This is a genomic window from Streptomyces varsoviensis (assembly GCF_000718635.1).
Taxonomy (GTDB): domain Bacteria; phylum Actinomycetota; class Actinomycetes; order Streptomycetales; family Streptomycetaceae; genus Streptomyces; species Streptomyces varsoviensis.
Genome location: NZ_JOBF01000009.1, coordinates 208,004 through 228,087 on the forward strand (window position 1 = coordinate 208,004; position 20,084 = coordinate 228,087).

Genomic DNA, 20,084 nt, shown 5'->3' on the forward strand with positions numbered 1-20,084 from the left:
GCCGCACACCACACAGCGACGGGCCAGTCCTCAGGCGCCCGCCGCTGTGCTACCACGCGGTTGGGTGCGACCATCGACCCCAGGCCGCGCACACGTTTCCGTCCACGGCCCCACCCGAGCGATAATCGGACGTGGGGCCGCGGTATTGAGGGGAAGCTCGGACGTCCTAGCAGTGCCGGGACGGAGTGAGCGCGGTCCACCACACCTTGAAACCGTGAAGGACTACCACTCATGACGACGCCCACGATCGAGCTCAAGCCCTCCGCGCACCCGCTGTCCGACGCCGAGCGGGAGCGCGTCCTGGCGGCGCCCGGATTCGGCCGCTTCTTCACCGACCACATGGTGACGGTCCGCTGGACCGAGGGCCGGGGATGGCACGACGGCCAGCTCGTGCCGTACGCGCCGCTGTCCATGGACCCCGCCAACATGACGCTGCACTACGCGCAGACGATCTTCGAGGGGCTCAAGGCGTACCGTCAGCCCGACGGCTCCGTGGCGACGTTCCGTCCGCACGCCAACGCCGAGCGGTTCCAGTCCTCCGCCCGCCGCCTCGGCATGCCGGAGCTTCCCGTCGAGACCTTCATCGAGGCGTGCGACGCGCTCGTCAAGCAGGACAAGGACTGGGTCCCCGGCAGCGGCGAGGCCTCGCTCTACCTGCGCCCCTTCATGATCGCCACCGAGGTCGGGCTGGGCGTGCGGCCCGCCAACGAATACCTCTTCATCGTCATCGCCTCCCCGGCCGGGGCCTACTTCTCCGGCGGCGTGAAGCCGGTCTCGGTGTGGCTCTCCGAGGAGTACGTCCGCGCCACCCCCGGCGGCACCGGCGCCGCGAAGACCGGCGGCAACTACGCCGCCTCGCTCGTCGCGCAGGCGCAGGCCGCCGAGCAGGGCTGCGACCAGGTCGTCTGGCTGGACGCGATCGAGCGCCGCTGGGTCGAGGAGATGGGCGGCATGAACCTGTACTTCGTGTACGGGAACAAGATCGTCACGCCCGAGCTGACCGGCTCGCTGCTCCCCGGCATCACCCGCGACTCGCTGCTCAAGATCGCCACCGACCTCGGGTACGAGGCCGTCGAGGGCCGCGTCTCCACCGACGACTGGAAGGCCGGCAACGCGGACGGCACCCTCACCGAGGTCTTCGCCTGCGGCACCGCCGCCGTCATCACCCCCGTCGGCTCCGTCAAGTCCGCGCGGGCCAACTGGACCGTCGGCGACGGCACCCCCGGCGAGGTCACCATGAAGCTCCGCGAGGCGCTGCTGAACATCCAGACCGGCGCCGCCGAGGACACGCACGGCTGGATGCACCCCCTGGGCTGACGGTCGGCTCGCGCCGAGCGATGGGTCCATCGGGCGGACGACCGGGGCCAGGAGCCCGGTACGCGGGCTCCGAGCGCCGCCGCGCGGGCGCGCGTCCAAGGGCCGTCTCCCGACACCGCGGTGTCGGGAGACGGCCCTTTCGCGGTCGCCGCGAGTCGTGATGGGGGCGCCGCGTCCAGCGGGCCCGGCGAACGCCTACGCGGCGTGCGGCGGCTAGGGCGTTTCTGATGGATCTCCGTGGGTGAAGGAGCGGCGTCCGGTGCGTGCTCTCGGCGTGCCGGCCGGAGGCCCGCGTACTGGACGTACTTGGGCGGGGCGCGGCCGGCGCTGTGGGCGTCGGTCCGCGCGGACGTGTGATCACGAGGCGGGGTTGTACGCATTCGGTCGCATTGACCGGGTCGCTCGTGGTGCGGTTGCATCCTCGCGGGCCTTCGGCGAAGGGCCGGGGGGAAACGGGTGTTCCGGGGGGAACCATGCCCATCGCTGTACGAGCGGCGTTCGGTACGGCACTGACGGCGGTGGTCGCGGTGGCCGCCCTGCCCACCGCGACGGCGGCGGATACCGGCGCCACGCACCGGCCGCGCACGGTGAGAGCCAGCGTGGCCGCGGACGGCACCCAGGGGGACGCCGCCTCGACCGCGGGCGTGATCAGCGCGGACGGGCGGTACGTCGCCTTCACCTCGCGCGCCACCAACCTGACCCCGGACGCCAACTCCCGGTTCCCCGACACCTTCGTCAAAGACCTGCGCACCGGCGCGCTCACCTTCGTCCGGGACGGCCTGTACGGGCTGCGGATGAGCGCCGACGGCAGTTGCGTGGGCTTCAACGACTTCGGCTCCCACGACATCCAGGGCATGGTCCACGACCTGAAGACCGGCAAGCGCGACGTGTTCGGGCAGGCCCGCGGCGGCTCCACGCTCAACTCGATCAGCGCCGACTGCCGCTACGCCGCCTACACCGACAAGCCGCACCACCCCGCCGACCCCAGAGCCGTCTACATCCGCGACCGGAAGACCGGCGAGAACATCAAGGCCAGCCATGAGCCGACGCCCGAGCAGTTCGACATGACGGAGGGCTCGATCAGCGGCGACGGCGAGACGATCGCCTACCAGACCCACCGCCGCCTCGGCGAGGGCCCCGACACCGACGACATCGTCGTCAAGAACCTCCGCACGGGACGGCTCCAGCAGATCGACGGCTCCCACGACGCCGCCCCCGCGAGCCTCGTGCAGCTCAGCGGCAACGCCCGGACCGTCGCGTACAACCTGGGCCCGGACGCGTACGTACGCGACCTGCGCACCGGCCGTACGAGCCGGCTCCCCGGCGTCCAGGCCCGCGCCCTCAGCCCCGACGGGCGCCGGCTCCTGTACGCGGACGGGGCGTCAGCGCTCCGCCTGCGCGACCTGCGCACCGGCCGCGACCGGACCGTGGCCACCGGGCCCGCCACGGTCGGACCCGGGTCGCTCACGCGGCACGGCGGGAGCGTCGCCTTCGGCTCCGGCGCCGACGACCTCGTGCCCGGGGACACCAACGGTTTCGCGGACGTCTTCGTCCGCCGCGTCCGCTGACCACTGCCACCACATCAACCAGCCGGACCGGGCGGGTCGACGCCACCAGGGGGCGGCCCGCCCGAACGGCTTCATCGGGGGAGAGAACGTGTCCACAGCCGTACGCGCCACCGCCACCGTCCTCGCGCTGGGCGCCGCGCTCGCCGTCGGCGCCCTGCCCGCCACCGCCACCGCCGCCGACGAGCCGCCCGCCCGCCCGTACACCGAGCGGATCAGCCACGCGCCGGACGGCGCGCAGTGGGACGCCGTGTCCTTCGGCCCGTCGTTCGGCGACGGGACGAACGTCTCGTTCACCTCGGACGCCGGCGGCCGGTCCAACGCCTATCACGCGGGCCGGTCCGTCAGTTGGGGCTACAACGGGCAGACGCCCGACGGCCGTTCGTACGCCCCGTCGAGCTGCCACATCTTCACGGCCTTCGTCTCGGAGGCCACCAACATGACGAGCAACTCGCCCGCGGACGGCCGCCCCACCGTCTATCTGCGGTTCCGGCCGGTCGGGAAGATCGGACGCACCAGCAACACGTTCGAGGGCGTCGAGTTCATCTCGGCGGGCGATCCGAAGATCAGCTCCGACTGCGCGTACGTCACCTTCACCGCCACCCTGCCCTCGACGCCGGACCGCGTCGAGCAGCCGCGCGTCTACCGCTACAAGACCCAGAACGGCGCCATCGAGCAGGTCAGCCCCACCTCCGCGGACGGCACCCGGGCCGCCGGGCGGCCGTCCATCAGCGCCGACGGCCGCTACATCGCCTACCAGTACGCGATACCGAACCGCGGCGGCCCCGCCAACTACAGCGACATCTACGTCCGCGACATGCACAGCGGCACCGTGGAGAAGGTGAGCACGGCCCACGGCGGCGGCGACGCCGACCGCGAGTCCACCGGCCCCGTCATCAGCGCCGACGGCCGCCGCGTCGCCTTCGACTCGTACGCCGCCAACCTCGTACCGGGGGACACCAACCGCAGCGTCAACGTCTTCGTCCGCGACCTCGACCAGGGCCGCACGACGATCGTCAAGGGCGCCGGCAGCAAGGTCTACACGAGGAGCGCGGCGCTGAGCGCGGACGGCGGACACGTCGCGTACGTCCAGCGGAGGCTGAGCGACACGGACGGGCCGGAGAGCGTGTACCTGCGCGACCTGGCCACCGGGGCGACGCGGCTGATCAGCGTCGATGTCGACGGCGGGCGCAACGACCACTCGGCGGGCAACCCCGCCGTCAACGAGGACGGCAGCGCCGTCGCCTTCGACTCCGCCTCCGCCGACCTCGTGCCCGGCGACACCAACGGGGAGAGCGACGTGTTCGTACGGTGGCTGCGGCAGCCGGGGACAACGCGCTCATAAAGAAGTGTGATCGTTGCCGGCCGGGCCCTTGTCGTGGACAGGCCCGCTCCGCCACCGTGATCGACCATGGGACAGCACTGGAAGAAGATCTGGGTCGGCTCGGCCGGCAACATGGTCGAATGGTTCGACTGGTTCGTGTACGCGACGTTCGCCGTGTACTTCGCGGACGCGTTCTTCCCCAAGGGCAATGACACCGCCAACCTCATGAACACCATGGGGATCTTCGCCGTCGGCTTCTTCATGCGGCCGGTCGGCGGCTGGCTGCTCGGCCGGATCGGTGACCGCAAGGGACGCAAGGCCGCCCTCACCCTGACCGTCACGCTGATGTCCGCCTCCGCGATCCTCATCGCGGTCGCCCCGACCTACGCGGTCGCGGGCTACGGCGGCGTCGCCGTCCTCATGGTCGCCCGGCTCCTCCAGGGGCTGTCGGTCGGCGGCGAGTACGCGGCCAGCGCGACCTACCTCACCGAGGCGTCCGCGCCCGGCAAGCGCGGCTTCGCCTCCAGCTTCCAGTACGTGTCCATGACCGCCGGCCAGCTCGTCGGCCTCGGCCTCCAGATCGTGATGCAGCGGACGATGTCCGAGAGCGCGCTGCACAGTTGGGGCTGGCGCGTCCCGTTCATCGTCGGCGCCGTCGGCGCCGCCATCGTCTTCTACCTGCGCCGCAACCTGCTGGAGACGGAGGTGTACGAGGCGGACGAGAACGACGCGGCCGACGCGGCCGAGATCGCGCGGCGCGGCACGCTCAAGGCGCTGCTGCGGCACAAGCGCGAGGCGTTCCTGGTCATCGCGCTGACGATGGGGGGCACGGTCGCGTACTACACGTACACGACGTACCTCACCAAGTTCCTCTCCAAGAGCGCGGGCATGGCCAAGCCGACGGCGTCCCTGGTCAGTTTTGTCGCGCTGTTCCTCTTCATGTGCCTCCAGCCGCTCGCCGGAGCCCTCTCGGACCGCATCGGGCGGCGCCCGCTGCTGATCACCTTCGCGGTGGGCTCGACCTTCCTGACCGTGCCGATCATGACGCTGCTCAAGCACGCCGGGTCCTTCTGGCCCGCGCTCGGCCTCGCGCTCCTCGCGCTCATCATCGTCACCGGCTACACATCGATCAACGCCTGCGTGAAGGCCGAACTCTTCCCCACGGGCGTACGGGCCCTCGGCGTCGCCCTCCCCTACGCCATTGCCAATGCGCTTTTCGGCGGGACCGCCGAGTATGTGGCCCTGTGGTTCAAGAAGGGCGGCATCGAATCGGGGTTCTACTGGTATGTGGCCGGGTGTGCCGCGATTTCGCTCATCGTCTACCTCACCATGCGCGAGACCAGGGATATCGACCTGAAACGAGTCGGCCGGCAGCCGGCGAATCCGTCGCAGCCATCGACTCCGACGGTCCCTGAACGCGCCTGACAATGCCCTCAAACGCCGGGCGGGCTTGTCCGGGCACGTGATCCGCCGCGCCTCCGCGCCATGCCCTCAAACGCCGGGCGGGCTTGATCGGGTACGTGATCCGCCGCGCCCCCGCGCCAATGCCCTCAATCGCCGGGCGGGCTTGATCGGGTGCGGTCCGTTGCGAGTGTCGGTCACCAATGGCCTCAAACGCCGGCCGGGCTTGATTGGGTGCGGCTCGGCGTCGCTGATGGCCTCAATCGCCGGCCGGGCTGGAATGTGGCCGGGCGGGGTGATTGGGATCGGCTGGGTGGGTTGAAATCAAGCCCGCCCGGCGTTTGAGGGCGAATCTCTGACCGGATGGTGAGACGGCCCGGCGCGGCGCCGGAAAGCTGTGCCACCATCCCACCGTGCTCTCGTTCGCCATGATTATTGGCAGCAGGCGCGCCGGTCCGCAGTGACCGCCCCGTACCACCCCAGTACGGCGCGGAAACCGTGTCTCGAAGACCCGCGCGCAGACCTCTCGCACCCGCGAGAGGTTTTTTCGTTTCCCGGCACCCAACCCCGCCGGAGGCGATCGGCGCGGAGGGCGTAGGGAGACGGTGGAGCCGGTCATTCCGGTAGACCGAGATCCCGACAGGAGTCACATCAGCATGCAGGACGCACACGACGCCCCCGGCGACGCGCCCGACGACGCGTTCCACGTCTTCGACACCACGCTGCGCGACGGCGCGCAGCGTGAGGGCATCAACCTCTCCGTCGCGGACAAGCTGACCATCGCCCGCCACCTGGACGACTTCGGCGTCGGCTTCATCGAGGGGGGCTGGCCGGGGGCCAATCCGCGGGACACGGAGTTCTTCCGGCGGGCGCGCGAGGAGATCGACTTCAAGCACGCGCGGCTCGTCGCGTTCGGCGCGACCCGCAAGGCGGGCGTACGGGCCGAGGACGACCCGCAGGTGGCGGCGCTGCTGGCGGCCGAGACCCCGGTCGTCTGCCTGGTCGCCAAGTCGCACGACCGGCACGTGGAGCTGGCCCTGCGCACCACCTTGGACGAGAACCTGGCGATGGTCCGCGACACCGTCTCGTACCTGCGCGGGCAGGGCCGCCGCGTCTTCGTCGACTGCGAGCACTTCTTCGACGGCTACTACGCCAACCCGGCGTACGCGAAGCAGGTCGTCGGCGCGGCCCACGAGGCGGGCGCGGAGGTCGTCGTCCTCTGCGACACCAACGGCGGCATGCTCCCGGCCCATGTCCAGGCGGTCGTACGGACCGTGCTCGCGGACACCGGCGCGCGGCTCGGCATCCACGCTCAGGACGACACGGGCTGCGCGGTCGCCAACACGCTGGCCGCCGTGGACGCGGGCGCGACCCATGTGCAGTGCACGGCCAACGGCTACGGCGAGCGGGTCGGCAACTCCAACCTGTTCCCCGTCGTCGCGGCGCTGGAGATCAAGTACGGGAAGCGGGTGCTGCCGGCCGGCGGGCTGGAGGAGATGACGCGGATCTCGCACGCCATCGCCGAGGTCGTCAACCTCACCCCCTCCACCCACCAGCCCTACGTCGGCGTCTCCGCCTTCGCCCACAAGGCGGGGCTGCACGCCTCCGCCATCAAGGTCGACCCGGATCTCTACCAGCACATCGACCCGGCGCGGGTCGGCAACACCATGCGGATGCTGGTCTCCGACATGGCCGGCCGCGCCTCCATCGAGCTCAAGGGCAGGGAACTGGGCATCGACCTGGGCGACGACCGCGAGCTGGTCGGCCGCGTCGTGGAGCGCGTCAAGGAACGGGAGCTGGCGGGCTATACGTACGAGGCCGCCGACGCCTCCTTCGAGCTGCTGCTCCGCGAGGAGTTGCAGAAGGGGGAGGAGGGGCGCGCGCCGCGCTACTACCGGGTCGAGTCCTGGCGCGCGATCGTCGAGGACCGCCCGGACGGTACGCACGCCAACGAGGCGACCGTGAAGCTGTGGGCCAAGGGCGAGCGGCTGGTGGCGACGGCCGAGGGGAACGGCCCGGTGAACGCGCTGGACCGGGCGTTGCGCGTGGGGCTGGAGCGGATCTATCCGCAGCTCGCGGAGTTCGAGCTGGTGGACTACAAGGTCCGCATCCTGGAGGGCCACCAGGGCACCGGCTCGATCACGCGGGTGCTGGTCTCCACGAGCGACGGACGCGGCGAGTGGTCGACGGTCGGCGTCGCCGAGAACGTGATCGCGGCGTCGTGGCAGGCGCTGGACGACGCGTACGCGTACGGGCTGCGGCGCGCGGGGGTCGAGCCGCGGGAGTGAGTCCCGCACGAGTTCCGCGCGGTGAGGGGGAGGGGGCACGCTCCTCCTCACCCGTAGCCGGCCCCCAGCCCCCGCGTGAGCATGTCGTACGCGCGGTCGGCGGCGGCGTGGGCGTCGGCCAGGGCGGCTTCGGGGGTGAGGCCGTCGGACAGCTTCCGCCAGTTCTCCCGGGCGAGGTGCCGGTGGGCCAGCAGGATCAGGCCGGCCGACAGCCGCGCCGTCGACGCGTCCAGCCCCGACGCGTCCAGCCCCGGCGCGGCCGCCAGCAGCGCGGACGTCAGTTCGTCCGCGTCCCGGTCCGTGTAGCTCAGCAGGCGGGCCAGCAGGCTCGGGGTCGTGAAGAGCAGGTCGGTGTAGGCGCGCGCCGCCGGGTTGTCGCTCAGGCCCGTGATCGGGTCGTGGGCGTCCAGCCGCGCGTGGAAGTGGGCGCGCAGCGCCGCCAGGGGCGACTGGCCGGGTGCGCGGTCGCGGACCACGCGCGCCGATTCGCCCTGGTGGTCCGCGATGCGCTCCAGGACGAGGTCCTCCTTGGCGGGGAAGTAGCGGAACAGCGTCGGCTTGGATACCTCCGCCGCCGCTGCCACGTCCGCCACCGACACCTGGTCGAAGCCGTGCTCCAGGAAGAGGCCGATGGCCGTGTCGGACAGCGCCCGCCGCGTGCGCTGCTTCTTGCGTTCCCGCAGTCCGGTCTCCTCGCTCACGCCGCCACCCTAACAGGTCTTTCTTAACCAAGATAAATTCGTTACTCGGTTGCATTTTTCGTCCCGTGGGCGTTCCATGGACGCCACGACGACGGAAGGAAGCCGTGTGAACACCACCGTGCTGATCGTGGGAGGCGGCCCCGCCGGCCTGACGCTGGGCTGCTCGCTCGCCCGGTCCGGAGTGGCCGTACGGATCATCGAGAAGTCCCCCGAGTTCCCCCGGGGCTCCCGCGGCAAGGGCCTCAACCAGCGCAGCCGCGAACTCCTCGCCGGCCTCGGACTGGACGAGGAACTGGCGGCGGTGGGGACCGAGCACATCGTGCTGCGCAAGTACGTCGGCGGCGTGCCCGTCGAGGACAGCCGCTCCGGGGACCCCGAGGCGGCGCGGCCCGGCGTCCCGTACTCCAGCGGGCTGCTGCTGCCGCAGTGGCGCGTCGAGGACGCGCTGCGCGGCAAGCTCGCCGAGTACGGGGTGCGGGTCGAACTCGGCTGCGAGCTGACCGGCTTCACGCAGGACGAGCACGGCGTGCGGGCCACGCTCGCCGACGGACGGACCATCGAGGCGGACTACCTGGCCGGGTGCGACGGCGGCAAGAGCGTCGTGCGCAAGGCGCTGGGCGCGCGCTTCGAGGGGGAGACGGCGGCCGAGGAGATGATGATCATCGGCGATGTCGAGGCGGACGGCCTCGACCGGGGCTACTGGCACCAGTGGTTCGGCGAGGGCGCCGGGGTCCTGCTCTGCCCGTTCCGCGGCACCTCGCACTGGCAGTTCCAAGGGGCGGCCGGCACGGACGAGCGGGGCAGGCTCCCCGAGCCGACGCTGGAGGTCTTCCAGGACCTCTTCGACCGCGTCGCCGGCGTTCCGGGCGTACGGCTCGCCAATCCGACGTGGCGGTCCACGTACCGCGTCAACGTCCGCATGGCCGACCGCTTCCGCGAGGGCCGGGTCTTCATCGTCGGGGACGCGGCGCACGTGCACTCCATAGCGGGCGGCCTCGGCATGAACACCGGCATCCAGGACGCCTTCAACCTCGGCTGGAAGCTCGCGCTGGTCACCGGCGGCCACGCGGGGCCCGGCCTGCTCGACACGTACGAGGAGGAGCGGCTGCCCATCGCCGCGTGGACGCTGAAGACCAGCAACGAGGGCCTGCGCCGGATCATGGAGGGGGCAGGGGAGGGCCGTTTCGGCACGGACGTGGGCGCGAGCGCCGAGACCAGCACTCTGGGGGTCGGCTACCGCTGGAGCTCCCTGTCCGGCGGCGCGGGGGAGCGGGCGGCGGCGGGCGGCGGGCTCGCGGCGGGCGACCGGGCCCCGGACGCGCCCTGCCGGGACGCGGCGACCGGCCGGCCGGTGCGGCTCTTCGAGCGGTTCGCGGGCCCCTGGCACACGCTCCTCGGCTTCGGCCCCGACAGCGCCGAAGCGCTGGCCAGGGCGGGGGAGGAGTACGCGGGACCGCTGCGCACGTGCCTGATCGACGGCGGCCTGGACGGGCTCGACGACCACGAGGGGCACGCCCGCGCCGCGTACGGAATGGAGAGCGGCGGAGTCGTGCTCGTACGACCCGACGACTACGTCGCGTTGCGGCTGCCGGGGGACACGGGGGAGGCGGGGAACGCCGGGGAGCAGGGGGCTGTGGTGGCGGACTACCTGCGGCGCCTCGGTCGCTGACTGCCGGTTCCGGGGAGGCGCGTCCGTGCGGGAGGAGGTGCTTCCGCTTCCAGGGAGGCGCATCCGCGTGCGAGGGGGCGCTTCCGGTTCGTGGGGAGCGCGGGGGGTTTCGTGGGGGCGCGGGCGGGGGATGGGAGACCCGTGGCGCCACCGCGCACCCCCTGGTCCCGGCGCGGCCTGCTGGCCGCGCTGAGCGCCACCGCCCTCATCCTCCCCGTGGCCCAACGGGCCCACGCCGCCGACGAGTTCGGCGAGTTGCGCGACCGCTGGCGCGCCCTCCTCCTCGGCACCGGCTTCGACCCCGCCGCCGAGCCGTACGCCGGCCGGCTGCGCCGCCTCGGCGACCAGGCCCGTACGTACCGCGCGACAATGCGGCCCGCCGCCGCGTCCCTGTGGGCCGACGCCCCGTACGACCCGCCCGCCGGCATCACCCTCAGCTACAGCCGCCTGCGCGCCATGGCCGAGGCGTACGCCCAGCCCGGCACCGGGCTCACCGGCGACCCCGCGCTCGCCGCCGACATCGCGACCGGACTCGGCCATCTCTACACGACGGTCTACAACCCGGGCACCACCCGGTACGGCAACTGGTGGGAATGGCAGATCGGCAGCCCCCGCCTCCTCCTCGACACCCTCACCCTCGTGTACGGGCAGGTCGCGGAAGAGCGGCGGGCCGAACAGCTCGCCGCCGTCGACCACTTCGTCCCCGACGCCATGCTCGGCGACTACACCGGCACGAGCACCGGCGCCAACCGCGTCGACCTCTGCCGCGTCGTCGCGCTGCGCGGCATGCTCGGCGCGGCCCCCGCGAAGCTCGCGCTCGCCCGCGACGCGCTCTCCCCCGTCTTCCCGTATGTGACCAGGGGCGACGGCCTCTATGCCGACGGCTCCTTCGTGCAGCACACCTGGGTCGCGTACTCCGGCACGTACGGCTATGTCCTCCTCGACGGCCTCGGCCGGCTCTTCACGCTGCTGCGCGGCTCCCGCTGGGAGGTGACCGACCCCCGGCGGCAGATCATCCACGACAGCGTGGAGCGCGCGTACGCCCCGCTCCTCCACAACGGGCTGATGATGGACAGCGTCTCCGGGCGCGCCGTCAGCCGGGGCGTGCAGAGCGCCGACGCCGACCGGCTCGCGCAGAGCGACCACCAGCGCGGACATCTCCTGCTGGCGGCCATCGCGCTGCTCGCCGGGGGCGCGAGCGCGGCGGAGCGGGACCGCTGGCACGCCATGATCAGGGGCTGGATCGCCCGCGACACCAGCGATCCGGTCCGCGACGACCCGCAGTTCGGCGTCGCCGACCTGGCCCGGCTCGCGGCCGTCGCCGACGGGGCGGGCGGGGCCGCGCCCGAGCCCGTCGGACACCGGCTCTTCGCCGCCATGGACCGCGCCGTGCACCGCCGCCCCGGCTGGGCCGCGAACATCGCCATGGCCTCCCACCGGATCGCGTACTACGAGAACGGCAACGGCGAGCACCCGCGCGGCTGGCACACCGGCGCCGGAATGCTCTACTGGTGGGGCGCGACCCACGGCGGCGACCAGTACACGGACGCCTTCTGGCCGACCGTCGACCCCTACCGGCTGCCCGGCACCACCGTCTCCGCCAAGCGGCTCGCCGACAACGAGGGCGGCGGCTGGGGCGCGCCCAAACCCGCCGTGACGTGGGTGGGCGGGGCCACGGACGGCGAGTTCGCGGCCATCGGACAGCATCTGAAGGGGCTCTCCAGCACGCTGGAGGCGCGGAAGTCCTGGTTCTGCCTCGCGGACGCCGTGCTCTGCCTCGGCGCGGGCATCACCAGCCGCGACGGCGTGCCCGCCGAGACCATCGTCGACAACCGCGGTCTGGGCGCGGACGGCGGCGCCCAGCTCACCGTCGACGGCGTGGCCCAGCCGTCCGCGCCGGGCTGGAGCAAGACGTTCCACCACGCCCGCTGGGCGCACCTGGACGGACACGGCGGCTATGTCTTCCCCGGTGACTTCACCGGGGGCGGGCGGCTGCGCGCGCTGCGCGAGGACCGTACGGGCTCCTGGCGCGACATCAATGCCGGCGGCGTCCCCGACCCCCTCACCCGCCGCTACCTCACCCTGTGGTTCGACCACGGCACGGACCCCGCCGACGCCGCGTACGCCTACCTGCTGATGCCCGGCGCGAGCCCCCGCACCGTCGCGGCCCGCGCCGCCGACCCCGCCTGGCTGACGCTCCTCGCCAACACCCCCGACCGGCAGGGCGTCTCGGTCCCCTCGCTCGGCGTCACCGCCGTCAACTTCTGGCGCGCCGCCACCGCCGGCCCCCTCACCACCACGGCCCCCGCCAGCATCCTGGCCCGCCGCCACGCCCGCACCACCACCCTCCACCTGGCCGCCCCGACCCGCGACGGCGCGCCCTTCGAGATCACCTGGACCCGGCCCGTACGGCGGGTGACCGCCCACGACCCCACGGTCGAGGTCCTCGCCACCGGCCGCGCACTGCGCCTGCGCGTCACCCCGGGCACGGCCTGCGCCACGCACTCCTGCACGGTCGAGGCGGGCTGGTAGCCGACCGGACGTGGCGTGCCGATACGGTTCCGCGGCAGCGGTGTCACCCGCCGCAGCCACCCCGCGTACGCGAGCTGTACGCGAACGTGTCAGCCTATGACGCGACCTACGTCGCCCTCGCCGAGGGATACGACGTCCCGTTGGTGACCACCGACGGGCGGCTTGCCCGGTCAGGGCGGGGGAAGTGCGCGTTCGAGGTGTTCGACGAGGCGGCGGTGGGTGCGGGGCGGGGCTGACCGGGAGTGGGGGTCAAGTCCGGCATCCTACGGCTCGGCGGGCCGAGCTTTGTGGGGTAGCGACAGATCACGGCCCCCGATCCGGAGTGGTGGGAGGTGCTCCGCTGTGTACTTCTGTGCTGCCTGCCCACGAAACGGGGCGCGACGTTGTACGAAAGCAACATGTAGTTCCATGGCCCCGGCCACGTACCGTCGATGTCATGAGCAATCTCGAAGGGGCGCCCGTAGAGGCGAGTGACGTCCGTGGGCGCGTCGCCGAGCTGCACGCGATCCGTGAGCAGGTCCGTCGCGGGCCCAGCGACCGGGCGACGGAGGCCCAGAAGGCCAAGGGGAAGCTGACCGCTCGCGAGCGCATCGACCTGCTGCTGGACCCCGGCTCCTTCAACGAGGTCGAGCCGCTGCGCCGGCACCGCGCCACCGGGTTCGGCCTGGAGGCGAAGAAGCCGTACACCGACGGCGTGATCACGGGCTGGGGCACCGTCGAGGGCCGTACCGTCTTCGTCTACGCACACGACTTCCGGATCTTCGGCGGCGCCCTGGGCGAGGCCCACGCCACGAAGATCCACAAGATCATGGACAAGGCGATCGCCGCGGGCGCGCCCCTGGTGTCGCTGAACGACGGCGCGGGCGCCCGCATCCAGGAGGGCGTCTCGGCGCTCGCCGGCTACGGCGGCATCTTCCAGCGCAACACCCGCGCCTCCGGCGTCATCCCGCAGATCTCCGTGATGCTCGGCCCGTGCGCCGGCGGCGCCGCCTACAGCCCGGCCCTGACCGACTTCGTCTTCATGGTCCGCGAGACCTCGCAGATGTTCATCACCGGCCCGGACGTGGTGCAGGCCGTCACCGGCGAGAAGGTCACGCAGAACGGGCTGGGCGGCGCGGACGTGCACGCCGAGACGTCGGGCGTGGCGCACTTCGCCTACGACGACGAGGAGACCTGCCTCGAAGAGGTGCGCTTCCTCCTGTCGATGCTGCCGCAGAACAACCGCGAGAACCCGCCGGTCGCCGAGTCCCAGGACCCCGCCGACCGGCTCGGCGAGGCGCTGCTGGACCTGGTGCCGGCCGACGGCAACCGCCCGTACGACATGCGCAAGGTCATCGAGGAACTGGTCGACGACGGCGAGTTCCTGGAGGTCCACGAGCGCTGGGCCACCAACATCCTGTGCACTCTGGCCCGCCTCGACGGCCAGGTCGTCGGCATCGTCGCCAACCAGCCGCAGTCGCTGGCCGGCGTGCTGGACATCGAGGCGTCCGAGAAGGCCGCCCGGTTCATCCAGATGTGCGATGCTTTCAATATCCCGATCGTCACGCTGCTGGACGTACCCGGCTTCCTGCCCGGCGTCGACCAGGAGCACGGCGGGATCATCCGGCACGGCGCCAAGCTGCTGTACGCGTACTGCAACGCCACCGTGCCGCGGATCTCGGTGATCCTGCGCAAGGCCTACGGCGGCGCGTACATCGTCATGGACTCCCAGTCCATCGGCGCGGACCTGACCTACGCCTGGCCGACCAACGAGATCGCGGTCATGGGCGCCGAGGGCGCGGCCAACGTGATCTTCCGCAAGCAGATCGCCGAGGCGGACGACCCCGAGGCCATGCGGGCGCGCATGGTCAAGGAGTACAAGTCCGAGCTGATGCACCCCTACTACGCCGCCGAGCGCGGCCTGGTCGACGACGTCATCGACCCGGTCGAGACCCGCCAGGTCCTCATCAGGTCCCTGGCGATGCTCGCCGCCAAACACGCCGACCTGCCGTCCCGCAAGCACGGCAACCCGCCGCAGTAAGCCGCGGCCGGCCGCACACAGCCGCAGCCCGTCGCACTCAGTCGCAGCCAGCCGCAGTAATGGAGACGAACCGGACATGAGCACTCCCACAGACGCCGTCGTACGCGTGGAGAAGGGCGAGGCCGACGCCGAGGAGCTGGCCGCCGTCACCGCGGTCCTCCTCGCCCGTGCCGCCGCCGACCGGGGCCGCGCGAACCTGCCCCGCCCGCGCCGCACCACCGCGGGCTGGCGCCGCCTGGAGCGCACGCCCGGCTTCCGGGCGCCGCACAGTTGGCAGGGCTGACTTCTTCGCTACGGGCAGGAGCCCCGCACACATCGCGTGTGCGGGGCTCCTGCCCGTAGCGAGGGGCTGTTCAGGCGCTCGCCGGCGCCGGCTCGGCCTCCTGAGGCGGCGTCTCGGGAGCGACGCGGGCCGTGCTGCCCTCCGGCAGCTTGAGGAACACCATCGTGAGCACCGAGGCGAGCACGTACAGCGCGGCGAAGATGATGACCACCCCGGCGGGGCCCACCGGCCCGAGGAAGAGGCTGACGATCGCGGGGCCGACGAAGGCCGCGCCGCCCGCGCCCAGGTTGAGCAGGGCCATCGCGCCCGCCTTGTTCTCGGGGGCCAGGTTGGGGACCAGCGCCGAGATGGGCACGAACCCGGCGAGCGCGACGCCGTAGAGCATCCCGACCACGATGGCCACCCAGTAGCGGTCGCCGACGGCCAGCGGCACGAAGTACAGCATCAGGGTGGTGACCGCGCAGCCCAGGCCGCCGAACGTGGCGATCGTGCGCTGCCAGCCGATCCGGTCGCCGATCGCGCCGAAGACGAGGTTGAAGATCACGTTGGTGCCGTAGATGACGGCGAGCAGCGTCAGCCAGCCGCCCTCGCCGAAGCCGATCCGGTCCCCGAAGAACGTCGGCAGGAAGACCAGGAAGCCGAACTCCGGCGCGGTGTTGATGATGCGCACCACGCAGGCGACGGCGACGCGGGGGTTCTGCCAGATGATGGCGAGGCTCGACGTCAGCCGCTGCACGGGCTGCGCGTCGGGCGGGGCGAGCCGCGTGAAGCCCGTGCGCTCCCGGACGCCGACCATGCAGATCACACCGCCCAGCGCGATGATGCCGAGCGCGATCCACAAGGTGCCGAACTGGCCGAAGAGCGGGTTGGTGGTCCCGGCGACCAGGGAGCCGAGGGTCGGCAGGCCGCCCGTGAAGGCGACGTAGAACCAGCCGACGGCGGTGCCCAGCCGGGCCGGCGGGGTGGTGGCGGTGATCCACACCAGGAAGCCGAACGCGAAGAGCGGATAGCCGAAGCCGCGCAGCCCGTAGAAGACCAGCATCAGCGGGTAGTTCTCGCCGCCCAGGGCGAAGGCCAGGTAGAGGACGTCGAAGACGACCCAGACCACGAGGCCCAACTGCATCACCCGGCGCGGCCCCCAGAGGTCGGCCAGGGCGCCCGAGAGCCAGGACGCCACCATCACCGTGACGCCGTACGCGGTGATCACATACGAGGCGCGCACCTCGGTCCCGGCCCCGTGATCGGCCATGAACGGCGCGATGAAGCCCGACTCGACGCCGTCTCCGACCATGAAGAGCAGAACCCCGAGGAAGCCGAAGGCCAGGGGTTTGGGGATGCCCATGCGGTCGAGGAGCGACCGGTTGGCACCGGCCGGGGGGTGGGTGCTGACCATGTTGTGCCTCCGACGGAGCGGGGAGTTGGGAGCGGGGAACAGAGAGAGCGGTGAGGGGATCGAGGCTGAAAGCATCATCGACCCTGTTAATTTCACACGCAAGATGTGAAGCAGAGATTTCTTTCGGCGGGGTTGCGGAGAGGTTCGGTCGCGGCTTCTGTGCAGGTGAAGCCGGTATCTGGCGGAATTTTCAGGGGGTTTCGGGTGGTTCGCTCCGACTGGAGCGAGGGTGAGAGGGGGGTGACAGGCGTGCGAGATCGGTGTTAAATCAAACAGCAGCGACGCGTAGGAGTGTGAAGTCATGAGCAGTGCATCCCCCGGTCCCGGCGGCGACGCCGCCACCTTCCGCGAGGACTGGATCGAGGGCCTGGCCGACGCCTACGCCCGTACGGTCCGCCGCGTCCCCGGCACCTACGGCGTCGTCGGCCGGCACGCGCCCCGCCCCGGCAAGGTGGCCGTCGTCATCGGCGGCGGCTCCGGCCACTACCCGGCCTTCGCCGGCCTGGTCGGCCCCGGCTTCGCCGACGCCGCCGCGATCGGCGACGTCTTCGCCAGCCCCAGCGCCGAGCAGGTCTACCGCACCGCCCGCGCGGCCGACGGCGGCGCCGGCGTGCTCTTCACATACGGCAACTACGCGGGCGACGTCATGCACTTCGGGCTCGCCGCCCGCCGCCTCGCCGCCGAGGGCGTCGACACCCGTACGGTCCTGGTCACCGACGACGTGGCCAGCGGCCCGGCCCCGGTCGAGGGCGCCCCCGTCGACCCCTCAAAGGACCGCCGCGGCGTCGCCGGCGACTTCTTCGTCTTCAAGACCGCCGGGGCGGCCGCCGACCGCGGCGACGACCTGGACTCCGTCGCCCGCGTCGCGCGCCGGGCCAACGCCATGACCCGCACCTTCGGCGCCGCCTTCGCGGGCTGCACGCTGCCCGGCGCGAGCGAGCCGCTGTTCACGGTCAACGAGGGCACCATGGAGCTGGGCATGGGCATCCACGGCGAGCCCGGCCTGCGCAGCACCAAGCGGCTCGACGCCGAGGAACTGGCCGAAGCCCTCGTCGAGAATCTCCTCCCGGACCTCCCCGGCGTCGGCGACGGCCGTGTCGCGGTGCTCCTCAACGGCCTCGGACGCACCAAGTACGAGGAGATGTTCGCCTGTTACCGCCATGTGCACCGGCGGCTGGCGGCGGCCGGGCTGCGCCCCTTCCGGCCCGAGGTCGGCGAGTTCGTGACCTCCTTCGACATGGCGGGCGTCTCCCTGTCGCTGATGGTCCTCGACGACGAACTGGCCGAGCTGTACGACGCCCCGTGCGACACCCCCGCCTTCCGCCGCGCTCCCGGCCGGCGGGACACACAGGACAGAGAGGATGTACGGGAGGACGCCGACCGGCGGCCGGAGCCCGAGGCGGCGGTCGCGGCCACGCCCCGGCCCACCCCCACCGAAGCCGACGGCCCCGTCACGGCCGCCCTCCAGGCCGGGTACGAACTCGTCGCCGAGCACGAGGACGAGCTGGGCCGCCTCGACGCGGTCGCCGGCGACGGCGACCACGGCATCGGCATCGTCCGCGGCCTGCGCGCGGCGGTCGCGGCGGCGCGGGCGGCGGAGCCCGCGAAGTCGATGACAGCGGCGGACTCGGTCGATGCGGCCGCCGGGGGTGCGGAGGGCGCGGAGGCCGACGAGGGTGCCGGGGGTGCCGCCGCGGCGGGTGCGACGCTGCTCGCCGCCGGACTCGCGCTCGCCGACGCCTCCGGCGGGGCCTCCGGGGCGCTGTACGGCGCGCTGCTCGCCGAGACCGGCGCGGGCCTCACGCGCGCCGCCCGCGCCGGAAAGCCGCGGATCGATACGGAGACGCTGGCCGACGCGGTGGACGCCGCGTTCGACGCCGTCGTCGAACTGGGCGGGGCCCAGGTGGGGGAGAAGACCCTGCTCGACGCGCTCGACCCGTTCCGGACGCGGCTCCGCGCCGAGGCGGCGGCGGGCGCCGAGCCCGCCGCCGCGTGGCCGGCCGCCGCCCTGGACGCCACCCGGGCCGCCGAGGCCACCGCCACGCTGACCCCCGCCCGAGGGCGCGCCGCACGGATGGGCAGCCTCGGCTACGGCCACGCGGACGCCGGAGCCACCTCCCTCGCCCTCCTGCTCACGGCCGTCGGCCGCTCGCTGGCACCGTCATTGGACCCGGCGTGAGCGCCGGGACGGCGGTTGGGGCGGCGGCCGAGACGGGCGTCGGTACGTACGGCCGTACCAGCGTGGAGCCCCGCGCCGACGCGCGCGCGACCCCCGGCGCGGGCCCCCGCCCTGTCGTCGGCGTTTCCCTCAAGCTCTATATGGGGGTCGCCGAGACGCGGCGCTGGCTCGCCGAAGTCGCCGAGCTGGCCCGCGAGGCGAGCGGCGGGCCGGGCGCAGAGCTGTTCGTGCTGCCCTCCTTCACCTCGCTCGCCGACGCCCGCGAGCTGCTGGCGGACACCGGTGTCGCCTACGGCGCGCAGGACCTGCACTGGGCCGACAGCGGCCCCTGGACCGGCGAGGTGTCCGGCGGGCAACTCGCCGAGCTGGGCGCCTCCTACGTGGAGGTCGGCCACGCCGAGCGCCGCCGGCACTTCGGCGAGGACGACGGGATCGTGGCGGCCAAGACCGCCGCCGCCGTCCGGCGCGGCCTGACGCCCGTGATCTGCGCGGGCGACGCCACCGAGGGCGCGCTGGAGTCCGCCGTCGCCGAGACGCTGGGCCAGGTCGACGCGGCGCTCTCCGGAGCCGCCGGCGGCGAGGTGGTCATCGCCTACGAGCCGGTGTGGGCCATCGGCGCGGACCGCCCCGCCCCCGCCGCGCACGTACGGGCCGTCACCGCCGCCATCCGGGACCGCCTGGCCGAACGGGGCGTCCGCGGCCGGGTCATCTACGGCGGCACGGCCGGACCCGGCACGTTCACCGAGCTGACCGCGCCGGACGCGGCCGGCGTACGGGCGCCGCTCGACGGCCTGTTCCTGGGGCGGCTCGCCCACGACACCGCCAACCTCCGCAAGGTGCTGGCGGAAGTGGCGTCCCGCCCGCCGTCCGGAGCCCCCTGACCCGCCCCCGCCTCACGCCCCACACCCGCACCCCCGCCCCCGAACCACCAAGGACGGACGATGACCGAGAAGACCATCGCCATCGGAGCCGACGACGCCGGCGTCCCGATGAAGGACGAACTGAAGAACTACCTCGTCGAGCACGGCTACACGGTCGAGGACCTGTCCGCCGCCGCCGACGAGGACTACCCGGACGTGGCCCAGCGGGTGGCCGAGGGCGTCGCCGAGGGCACGTACGACCGTGCCGTGCTGGTCTGCGGCACCGGCATCGGCATGGCGATCACCGCCAACAAGGTGCCGGGCGTGCGCGCCGCGCAGATCCCCGACACCTACAGCGCGGAGCGCGCCCGCAAGTCCAACGACGCCCAGATCGCGTGCTTCGGCGTGCGCACGCTGGGCATAGAGAGCGCCAAGCTGTGCCTGGAGCACTGGCTCGGCTCGGAGTTCGCGGGCGGCGGCTCCGCGCCCAAGGTGGAGAAGATCAAGCAGGTCGAGTCCCGCTACCACAACGTCGCCTGAGCCCACCCCGCA

The 20,084-nt window shown here is 72.6% G+C and carries 15 protein-coding genes; 13 read left to right on the forward strand and 2 right to left on the reverse strand.

Going from position 1 to position 20,084, the window contains the following annotated elements; genetic code table 11:
- Positions 1 to 231 precede the first annotated feature (231 nt).
- From IF55_RS15385 to cimA, 5 genes are all read left to right on the forward strand, one after another.
- Positions 232 to 1,317 carry a branched-chain amino acid aminotransferase gene (locus tag IF55_RS15385; RefSeq protein ID WP_030884723.1) on the forward strand — a complete coding sequence of 362 codons (1,086 nt, stop codon included), beginning with the start codon at positions 232 to 234 and terminating at the stop codon, positions 1,315 to 1,317.
- Between the two features lie 473 nt (positions 1,318 to 1,790).
- Complete coding sequence (locus IF55_RS15390; RefSeq protein ID WP_030884725.1) at positions 1,791 to 2,885, forward strand: TolB-like translocation protein; 1,095 nt, start codon at positions 1,791 to 1,793, stop codon at positions 2,883 to 2,885.
- Between the two features lie 88 nt (positions 2,886 to 2,973).
- A complete protein-coding gene (locus IF55_RS15395) occupies positions 2,974 to 4,227 on the forward strand; it encodes a TolB family protein (RefSeq protein WP_051776179.1) in 1,254 nt (417 codons plus the stop codon).
- A gap of 66 nt (positions 4,228 to 4,293) precedes the next feature.
- Positions 4,294 to 5,631: an MFS transporter gene (locus tag IF55_RS15400; RefSeq protein ID WP_030884729.1), complete on the forward strand. Its 1,338-nt coding sequence runs from the start codon at positions 4,294 to 4,296 to the stop codon at positions 5,629 to 5,631.
- 632 nt (positions 5,632 to 6,263) lie between these two features.
- Positions 6,264 to 7,895 (forward strand): citramalate synthase, encoded by a 1,632-nt coding sequence (gene cimA / locus IF55_RS15405; protein WP_030884732.1) that lies wholly within the window; start codon positions 6,264 to 6,266, stop codon positions 7,893 to 7,895.
- A gap of 47 nt (positions 7,896 to 7,942) precedes the next feature.
- On the opposite strand, the gene IF55_RS15410 is transcribed toward cimA, so the two are convergent.
- On the reverse strand, positions 7,943 to 8,596 hold the full coding sequence (locus IF55_RS15410) for a TetR/AcrR family transcriptional regulator (RefSeq protein ID WP_030884736.1): 654 nt from the start codon (positions 8,594 to 8,596) through the stop codon (positions 7,943 to 7,945).
- 106 nt (positions 8,597 to 8,702) lie between these two features.
- Between IF55_RS15410 and IF55_RS15415 the strand changes: the two genes are divergently transcribed.
- From IF55_RS15415 to IF55_RS15430, 5 genes are all read left to right on the forward strand, one after another.
- Positions 8,703 to 10,265 carry an FAD-dependent monooxygenase gene (locus IF55_RS15415; RefSeq protein WP_063763969.1) on the forward strand — a complete coding sequence of 521 codons (1,563 nt, stop codon included), beginning with the start codon at positions 8,703 to 8,705 and terminating at the stop codon, positions 10,263 to 10,265.
- Positions 10,266 to 10,406: 141 nt separating this feature from the next.
- Positions 10,407 to 12,797, forward strand: a complete 2,391-nt coding sequence (locus IF55_RS15420) for a polysaccharide lyase 8 family protein (protein WP_030884745.1) — start codon at positions 10,407 to 10,409, stop codon at positions 12,795 to 12,797.
- An 86-nt stretch (positions 12,798 to 12,883) separates the two neighbouring features.
- A complete protein-coding gene (locus IF55_RS39375; RefSeq protein WP_157854410.1) occupies positions 12,884 to 13,033 on the forward strand; it encodes a PIN domain-containing protein in 150 nt (49 codons plus the stop codon).
- 200 nt (positions 13,034 to 13,233) lie between these two features.
- Positions 13,234 to 14,817: an acyl-CoA carboxylase subunit beta gene (locus tag IF55_RS15425; protein WP_030884748.1), complete on the forward strand. Its 1,584-nt coding sequence runs from the start codon at positions 13,234 to 13,236 to the stop codon at positions 14,815 to 14,817.
- Between the two features lie 76 nt (positions 14,818 to 14,893).
- The gene (locus tag IF55_RS15430) at positions 14,894 to 15,100 is read left to right on the forward strand and encodes an acyl-CoA carboxylase subunit epsilon (protein ID WP_030884751.1); all 207 of its coding nucleotides are present in this window, start codon (positions 14,894 to 14,896) and stop codon (positions 15,098 to 15,100) included.
- A gap of 70 nt (positions 15,101 to 15,170) precedes the next feature.
- On the opposite strand, the gene IF55_RS15435 is transcribed toward IF55_RS15430, so the two are convergent.
- Positions 15,171 to 16,493 carry an MFS transporter gene (locus IF55_RS15435; protein ID WP_030884754.1) on the reverse strand — a complete coding sequence of 441 codons (1,323 nt, stop codon included), beginning with the start codon at positions 16,491 to 16,493 and terminating at the stop codon, positions 15,171 to 15,173.
- A 301-nt stretch (positions 16,494 to 16,794) separates the two neighbouring features.
- Here IF55_RS15435 and IF55_RS15440 point away from each other — a divergent pair, with 301 nt between their 5' ends.
- Genes IF55_RS15440 through IF55_RS15450 form a run of 3 tightly spaced genes read left to right on the forward strand, consistent with a single transcriptional unit; the run spans position 16,795 to position 20,072 of the window.
- Entirely contained in the window at positions 16,795 to 18,672 is a 1,878-nt protein-coding gene (locus IF55_RS15440) for a dihydroxyacetone kinase family protein (RefSeq protein WP_030884756.1), read from the forward strand.
- On the forward strand, positions 18,669 to 19,553 hold the full coding sequence (locus IF55_RS15445) for a triose-phosphate isomerase family protein (RefSeq protein WP_245661209.1): 885 nt from the start codon (positions 18,669 to 18,671) through the stop codon (positions 19,551 to 19,553). Before IF55_RS15440 ends, IF55_RS15445 begins: the two co-directional genes overlap by 4 nt.
- A 60-nt stretch (positions 19,554 to 19,613) precedes the next feature.
- Positions 19,614 to 20,072 carry an RpiB/LacA/LacB family sugar-phosphate isomerase gene (locus tag IF55_RS15450; RefSeq protein WP_030884761.1) on the forward strand — a complete coding sequence of 153 codons (459 nt, stop codon included), beginning with the start codon at positions 19,614 to 19,616 and terminating at the stop codon, positions 20,070 to 20,072.
- Positions 20,073 to 20,084 lie beyond the last annotated feature (12 nt).